Annotated in this window: 8 protein-coding genes; 1 reads left to right on the forward strand and 7 read right to left on the reverse strand. The window is 63.3% G+C overall.

What is annotated here, in order from left to right; translation table 11 throughout:
* Positions 1-59: 59 nt before the first annotated feature.
* Entirely contained in the window at positions 60-575 is a 516-nt protein-coding gene (locus tag WB785_RS15035) for a YkgB family protein (protein ID WP_424080124.1), read from the reverse strand.
* 490 nt (positions 576-1,065) lie between these two features.
* The gene (locus WB785_RS15040) at positions 1,066-3,342 is read right to left on the reverse strand and encodes a LuxR C-terminal-related transcriptional regulator (protein ID WP_424080125.1); all 2,277 of its coding nucleotides are present in this window, start codon (positions 3,340-3,342) and stop codon (positions 1,066-1,068) included.
* Between the two features lie 873 nt (positions 3,343-4,215).
* On the opposite strand from WB785_RS15040, the gene WB785_RS15045 reads away from it, so the two are divergent.
* Complete coding sequence (locus WB785_RS15045; RefSeq protein WP_424080126.1) at positions 4,216-4,365, forward strand: hypothetical protein; 150 nt, start codon at positions 4,216-4,218, stop codon at positions 4,363-4,365.
* A gap of 59 nt (positions 4,366-4,424) precedes the next feature.
* On the opposite strand, the gene WB785_RS15050 is transcribed toward WB785_RS15045, so the two are convergent.
* The 5 genes from WB785_RS15050 to WB785_RS15070 all read right to left on the reverse strand — a co-directional run.
* Entirely contained in the window at positions 4,425-4,847 is a 423-nt protein-coding gene (locus tag WB785_RS15050; RefSeq protein WP_424080130.1) for a PAS domain-containing protein, read from the reverse strand.
* Positions 4,848-5,273: 426 nt separating this feature from the next.
* Complete coding sequence (locus WB785_RS15055; protein ID WP_424080131.1) at positions 5,274-5,768, reverse strand: YkgB family protein; 495 nt, start codon at positions 5,766-5,768, stop codon at positions 5,274-5,276.
* Between the two features lie 109 nt (positions 5,769-5,877).
* A complete protein-coding gene (locus tag WB785_RS15060) occupies positions 5,878-6,921 on the reverse strand; it encodes an Ldh family oxidoreductase (RefSeq protein ID WP_424080127.1) in 1,044 nt (347 codons plus the stop codon).
* Positions 6,922-7,138: 217 nt separating this feature from the next.
* Positions 7,139-7,675 carry a hypothetical protein gene (locus WB785_RS15065; RefSeq protein WP_424080128.1) on the reverse strand — a complete coding sequence of 179 codons (537 nt, stop codon included), beginning with the start codon at positions 7,673-7,675 and terminating at the stop codon, positions 7,139-7,141.
* Between the two features lie 18 nt (positions 7,676-7,693).
* Positions 7,694-7,930: hypothetical protein (locus tag WB785_RS15070; RefSeq protein ID WP_424080129.1), on the reverse strand; the 237-nt coding region annotated here is incomplete at its 5' end.

Consider the following 7,930-nt stretch of genomic DNA (forward strand, 5'->3'; position numbering starts at 1 on the left):
TTGGCCCCAAAATGCATATGAGGTTCCCTTCTAGTTCTCCCCGACGGCTCCGGCTAGTGTCAGACCGTTTTGGCGAGCGTCGCCTGTCTGCGGGTTGCGTCAATCGCGTCCGCCAGCAACCACAGCGCTAAACCTATGAGCGCAATGTCCTTCATCAAGAACTCCCCGTCTGCGGACAAAATGGGAAAGCCGCCAGCAGACGCCTCGCCGGTGCCGGGGGTTGTGATCATGAAACTCAGCGTGGTCACGAAGAACAGCGAGGCGAATATGCCGCCCACCACCGACGCCTTCGGGAACCACGGCTTGACCGCCAGCAGTACAGCGGTAGTCAATTCTATCGATCCGTTCAATCGACCAAAGGCGTCGACGGACATGATGCTGTAGAACCAACTCAACAAAGGGCTATTTGCAACCCAATGTGAAATGCCATGCGATTCATAGTAAGTGAACTTCATGGCGCCGAACCAGGCCAGGACTATCGCCAGACCATACCGTGCGACAAGAGGCGCGATGGCGGTCGTTCGAGACTTTCCCGGCCGATCGGTCATGATGGCGGTGGCCTCATTCTGCGACATGCTGTCTCCGTTCTGCGTGTGTTCTTCCACTGCATGGTTCGCTGCCGAACTCGCACTGCCTTCGTTGGCGGCGCAGTTGGTCGAGACGGTGATCCATGCGGTTTGCGGTCGCGGGTAAGGTCAGCAACCACTATCTCTGCGCATGGGGTGAGTTGTCCTCATCCGGGCGCGCAATTCACCCGGGTGAGGCGCCGACAAGGAAACGCATCTGCGGGGCGGCTTCTCGACCATGACGCGCTCGAGGCGACCCGGCCTGTACGGTCGCCGCCAGCCGCGGACCAGCCGCACACCAGTCAAGTTGTCGCTCAACGGAATCGTGTTGAAACGCGGATCGACGACGCCGCCAGTGACATCAGGCAACAGCGGCGTGTACCGCAGATAATCCACTTGGCCCGATGCCGGTACACCTGCCCTTACCACCGATGAGTAACGCGATTTCACACGGGAGGATTCAGGACTGGCGTCGTCCGGCAAGGTGCAGGCAGGCGAATTACAACAGGCCGAGTTCTCGCGCCCGGCTGACAGCCGCGCTGCGGTGCTCAACGCCTAGCTTGCGGTAAATGGCGCGCTGGTGGGTCTTCACAGTATTGAGCGAGACATAGAGCCGCGCACCGATCTCACGTCGCGATAACCGGGTGGCGAGCAGGCGAAGAACTTCAAGCTCCTTCGGGGTCAGCTCCTCACCGACCGCGGACCCCTCGTTGCGCGAAGTCACTGCGACGCGCGCGCTCGGCTTGGCCGAAGCCAGCAGCGTCGAGGGGATGCCAACGTCCGCGCAACCGCGCACTACCGTGCCGACCTCGTCGAGGATGGCCTTCGCGGTCTGGTGGTCGCCGAGATGCTCGAAGACCTCCGCTCTGACTAACAGCGTCTTGGCCACCTCGAGGATTGCTCCACCTTGGCGGGCCGACATGACGGCCATGTCGGCGGCAGCCACCGCTGCAGGCGTGTCACCCCGCATGGCGAGGACCTCGGCCGCAGCAAGCGACACCATCACGTCCACGAAGTGTTCCCCATCGGCCAGGTCCCGCGAGCTGCCGGAAGCCCGGCGGATCTGACGTTCGGCCTCTGCGAGCTGGCCGTGTTCGGCCGAAATCAGCGCCAGATAGCCCAACGCGTAGATGCGGGCGCGACGATCGCCCAACTTCTCAGCCAGCGCGACGGCACGCCGGAAACTGCCTTGCGCCTCGTTGGTACTGCCCGAAAAGTACAGCGCGGACCCATAGATGCAGTAAGCAGCGCACAAGGCCTGCGGCGCTTCGCCGAGATCGAGGGTGATCGCCCGGCGAGCCGTCTCGAGCGCCGCGACAACGTCAGCCGTCTTGAACGAGTGAATTGCGCGCAACACGACGACTTGAACGCGGATGGCTCCATCATCTGCGGTGTCGGCCGCGGAACGGGTCTCGACTGCTTCGATCCACTCTGCGCCGTCATCGAGTTGACCAACGCTTAGGGCGATCCAGGCCCGGGCCACGCTCAGTCGCGGATCCTGTAGAACGGTCTCCTGGGGAAGCAGATCAAGCCAGCCCGAGACGGTCGATAGGCCGCCGCCGTTGAATTCGTTGACCCAGTCCGCGGCGATCAGATCCGCACTCCGCGCGATGTCACCTGCCGCGACCAGGTGGCGTACCGCCTCATCGATCAGGCCCTCGGTCTCGAACCAGGTCGCGGCTCGTCGGTGCAAGTCGGCGACGAGATCGGGCTCGCTGCGACGCAGCTCGGTTCGCAGCAACTCTCCGAACAACTGGTGATAGCGATACCAGTGACGCGACATGTCCAGTGGCACCATAAACAGGTTTTCGCGCTCGATCTTTTCCAAGACCGAGGCCGAGCCAGACGTTTGCAGCATCGCGTCGCACAGCGCACCGCTGAGTCGTCCCAAGACCGAGGTACGCAGCAAAAAGCTGCGCAGGTGCGGTGGCTGACAGTCGAGCACCTCGGCCATCAAGTAGTCGACGATATGACGGTTATCGCCTGCGAACGTCTTGATGAACGCCGCGGCGTCAGCACGCCCGGCAAGCGAGAGGGCGGCAAGGTAGAGACCAGCAACCCACCCTTCGGTGCGTCGGTGCAGAAGGTGAATATCTGCGTCTGCTAAGTCCAGCCCGAGCACCTTGTTAAGCAGATCGTGCGCCTCACTAGCCCCGAAACGTAAATCGTCGGTTCGCAACTCGGCAAGATCGCCGCTGGCTCTCAGCCGAGCCAACGGCAGCAAAGGATCTGACCGGGTGGCCAACACCAAGTGAAGATTCGCCGGCAACCGGCTAATGAAGAAGGCAAGCTGCTCATGTACTGCTCGGCTTACCACCAGGTGGTAATCGTCAAGAATGAGCACCATCGGACTGGCGATCGTGTCTAGATCATTCAGCAGGGTAGGCAGAACAACCTGCACTGGATCGGCGCCCATTGCTAGGAGTTCGACCGCGCGGATCCCCACCCCGGGACTGACCTTCTGCAGCGCCGCGACCACGTACATCCAAAACCACACCGGGTCGTTGTCGGAGTGATCAAGCGACAGCCAGCCAAACCGCTGGTCCTCACCCACACTCAGGGCCCACTGCGCCAGTACTGTCGTCTTGCCCCAACCCGCAGGCGCACTCAATAGGGTCACCTTGCGGCGGCGTCCCGCTGACAATGCGTCTAGCAGGGCGGCCCGTTGAACGAGCTGGGCCCCGATGGCCGGGACGTGCAGCTTGGTGGCGAGCTGAACTGCTCGCGCAGCGGCTTCTCCGCCGCCGCTGTCGCCGCGTCCATCTGGGCCGGTCATGTCCGAAATCCTCGAACTCCGCGAACCCAGCGGCCGCGCTGGCGTCTCGGCATCCCCAGTGTTCGCTGCAGGGTCGAGGGGGCTCGTTCTGCCCGACAATCGGGGTGACTTTATTGAATCAGATACGTTGTCCGCGATTACCTCCCGCGCACGCGGGCGGTGCCCGTTTGGGCTGGCGGACCCACGTCGCGCCGACGGCCCGAGGATCTTCTCGTGAGCCGCGCTCACGCTGTGCCCGCTCACCGTATTTCTCCTCTTTTCCTATCGATGCAATGGCTACTGCAACTCATGACACCGCGGCGCGGGGATGGTGAGCGTCTCAACATGAGGTCAGTAAGCGTCTCAAAGTGAGACGCCGTGGGGGCCCCGGCGGGCGGCCCGTCGTCGTCTTCGCGTGCTCATGGTCGTCGGTTCACCAACACGTACCCACCGACGCCGAACACCACCGACGGCATCATCATCAACATTCCCAACACTGTGCTCATCATCGGTTTCTCAATTCCTCTGTGCCGTTGCTCTCCGGAGCCGGTTCCTGATTGAGTGGCGGCGGTCGCGGCGATCCAGAACGCAATGACTACGTTGGCAGCGCGAACTCCGCGTCACCATCGCCCAGCGGGTGATCTTTAGGGCCGGGTCGGTGTATACCTAATGGCCTTCTTTAACGGACTGGTCAATCCGAGCAGGCGCATGAGCTGCGCCAATTGGGCACGGGAAGTAATGCTGAGCTTGGCGAGGGTGCCAGCGGCGCCGCGAAGCCGATGCTGTAGGCATGCAGGACTCCAATGACGGTGGTCGCTGCTCCCATCGCCAGTAGCGCGGCGACGAGGGCGGTCCTGCGGGTGCCCGAAGAGCAGTCCTCCCACGGGTCTGGCGATGAACCCAACTCCAAACGTGGCGAAGGACAGCAACGTGCCCACCAAAGGCGCGTTTGACCGGAAAGAACGCGGCGGGAAAGACCAGGGCGGCGGCGGTGCCGTAGACGAAAAGTCGTACCACTCGATGCAGGCAACCGTCCTCGAGTGAAATGGCGATGTTCGGTTGGTAGCGGGGGTCGGACCTCATTGTGCAGACGCGCACGACTGTCACGCGCCCGGGTCGGCGTTGGGCAGCATCTCGCGTTCGAACGACTCGCGGCCCGTGGCGTCGAAACGTGCAAACAGTTCCTGCACTTCGTCTTTCAGCAGCACGAGCTGTGATAGGCCAACGAGCTCGCCGTCGATCCGGATCGGCGAAACGGTCACCAGGAGGGTGGTTTTCCCGTACGGTCTGGCCACGTAACGCACCGGCTCGATGCGGCCGTCGACGAACAGTTTGAGCATGGCGTCGAACCGCGGGTTGGTGATGGTGCGGCGATGCCGTTCGTGCACCGAGTGACCGAGGTAGCCGGGCTCGCGGTCCAAGTGCTCGGACGCCCACTTGTTGTAGTACATCACCGTGCCGTGCCGGTCCACGATGGTGACCCCGAGGCCGGCTTGTTCGAGGAGCCGATCCGCCCACTCGCCCAGCGCGCGACGGTCCTTTGATCGGAGACCTCGGTGAGATCAGCATGCGTTGTCATTCCATACTTTCCGGGTTGCTGTAGTACCTGCCGGCCGGTAGTCGGCATTAAACGAAGGGTGGACGCCGGGAGCCACGCGCACAATGAGTCATTTCGCGGGTGAGCCTTCGGCTATGCCGAAGTCTGATGCGTCTGCCGATTTGAGTACCGTGACTCTATGGCCTACGACCTCACCGATTTCGAGCTCTTCTTGCAGTGGGCGGCTAGGAAGTGGGCCACCGCAGTTGAACATGTTTCGCATATGCATTCCTGCCCGAACGCGTCGTCCTTCCACAAACAGCGGTGCATTGCGGTGCGTCACGTCAATTCGCCTCGTGTTCACAACCGCAGGCACGAGCGAACAGAGCCGACTCGAGGCGCGGTGTGGGAGTTGCTAAGTGGTGTGCGCCGACACCTGATCAGCGCCGGACGGCGAACGTATGGCGGTCAGCGACTGGCCCAGCGCGAGGATCGAAGCGCCGAGCAGCACGATGTCTTTTATCACGAACTCCCCGACCCGCGACAGCGCCGGAAATCCTCCCGCCGCAGCATCGCCGATACCCGGCGTGGTGAACAGGAAGCTCAGCGTAATCACGAACAACAGCGCGCCCAGTGCGCCACCAACCGCACCGAGGCGCGGCGACACCACGTTCAGGACGATGAGCACGGCCGCGAGGATCTCGATCGTCCCGATGACGTCGGACTGCGCGCGAATTGACAGGATGCCGTTCAGCCAGCTCATGGAGGGGCTGTGGGAGATGAACTCCTGTATCCGCATGGCCTCCGAGCCGGTGAATTTCATCAACCCGATCCAGGCGATGACAACCACCAGGCCGTATCGCACCACCGCGGTGCCGACAGCCGTAATGATGTGGTCCGCGGACTGCACAATCTTGCTCGCGGTCTTATTCAAGGACTTTCCTTTCGATCAGATGCGATTCGGGACCTATGCCACGTCGACGTAGACGGTCTTGCCGGCGACCGTGGTCATGATGTCGTTACCCACGCCCGGGATGCCGCTGTCCGTCCTGATGAAGGTCTGCCCGGGCTTGAAGGCACGCCAGCAGCCGGTCATTGATGTCGACTGGGGAGTCGTCATCAACTTCACTGGGAGCGAGGCGGCGAGCTCCCGGGGGACGACCACCAGCGTTGGTGGTCTCGGAGGCCAGCTGCTCGAAGCGTGCGCGCGCGGCCTGCTGGTTGCCACCGACATCGGATCGGGTGGGATCGATGAGGATCAACAGGTGGGAGATACCCTGGGGCTGTGAGTAACTCGTCTCGTCGAAGAAGTCGGGTAGATCCTTGGACAGTCGCGGGCCGGTGAGCCCCGCGGTCAGAGCTTCGACGAGGAAGGCGAGCGCGAATCCCTTTGCACCCCCAAGTGGCGAGAGCATTCCGGTCAGTGCCGCGTGCGCGTCAGTCGTGGGTCGCCCGTCCGCGTCTACGGCCCACCCATCCGGAAGGCGTTCGCCCCGTTGGGCGTACGCCGCGATTTTCCCGCGGGCTACCGTGCTGAGCGCGAGGTCGATGACCGCGGGCCGCGGTTGAAGAGGGAAACCGCCGGCGATCGGTGAGGTTGACAGCAGTTTTTTGTCGCCGCCCCAGGGAGGCAGGACCGCGGGGCCGCAGGAGAAGACTAACGAGACCATGCCGGCCTCGGCCGCATCCGCCGCGTAGACACCCAAAGCACCGCAATGTCCAGAATTCCCGATCGCCACGGCCGCGATGCCGAACTGCTGTGCGCGTGGAATAGCGAGTTCGACCGCACGACTTAGCTGCCAATGGCCGAGTCCGGTGCCGCCGTCGAACACCATCAGTGCGCCGAGGTCGGTGACCGTGGCCAACTCGGCGGCCGGTGCATAGCCACCCGCCGCCAGTCGGTCCAGATAGACCGGGAGACGTAGCAGACCATGCGAACTCAGTTCCCATACCTCGGCCAGCCCAAGCGCCCGACCCACCAACGCGGCGTTGTCGTGCTCCAGCCCGCTCGCGATGAGCAGGCGAGTCGCGAGATCGACCGCGTCGCGATAGTGCAGCTTCATTTCGTCGTCCCAAACCTCGGCGAGGCGCGCTTACCCACGGCCTAGTCGATCCGGATCGGCGAAACGGTCACCACACCGCACGCAGCGGATTGTTGAAGCTAGCGCCACGTTCGACAAGCACAACCCTTGCGCTCCGCGGGGGCGGCGCAGGAGCCGGACGGTTTCCTCGATCTTTTGACCTTCGAGCGCAGTGAGTCCGTGTTGGACGCAGGTCAATTCAGAGCCACCCGGAGCGCGCAGCAGCCACAGGCTCGGCGGGACGAGCGGCCAATTTCCCCTCCCGCACGCCGTCGAGCATCCGTTTCACTACGGCGACAATCTCTGGGGCTGCCGCGGCGAGTCCTGACTTATCGGCTTCGGTTACCTCGTCGGGATCGACGCCTGCACGGGCCAGCACGGCGACCGGGTCGACCAGCTGATCGGCCAGCCAGGACAGTGGGTCGGCTGACAGCTCATCGACGAAATGCCGGCGCGCGGGTTCCCATCCGTCGAAACGGGGGTGGTGATGGGCCCGGTCCAGCGTTCCGGGCGGGCTCTCTGTGGACCCGAAAAGGTCCACCCGCCACACCGGGCGGCCGAAAGCGATCGGGATGCCAGCATAGATCGACCCTTGGGGCTCGGTCCGGTCGATGACGCGGAGTTCCAGTCTGACTCCCCGTTCCGGTGTTTCCTGACCGGCGAGCGGGGCCGGGTCGACGAAATACATGTCCCCGACGACTACGCCGAGGGCTTCGAATCCGAACGCTGCGAGCATGCGTGCCTTCCTTGTGTCTTATTGAGGGTAGATCGAGAGGCGGCAACACGATTCCGGCGCTTGCCAGGCGTCGAACCGCGGGTTGGTGATCTTGCGGCGATGCCGTTCGCGCACCGAGTGACCGAGGTAGCCGGGCTCGCGGTCCAAGTGCTCGGCCGCCCACTTGTTGTAGTACATCACCGTGTCGTGCCGGTCGACGATGGTGACCCCGAGGCCGGCTTGTTCGAGGAGCCGATCCGCCCACTCGCCCAGCGC

The organism is Mycobacterium sp. (assembly GCF_049585075.1).
Classification (GTDB): Bacteria; Actinomycetota; Actinomycetes; order Mycobacteriales; family Mycobacteriaceae; genus Mycobacterium.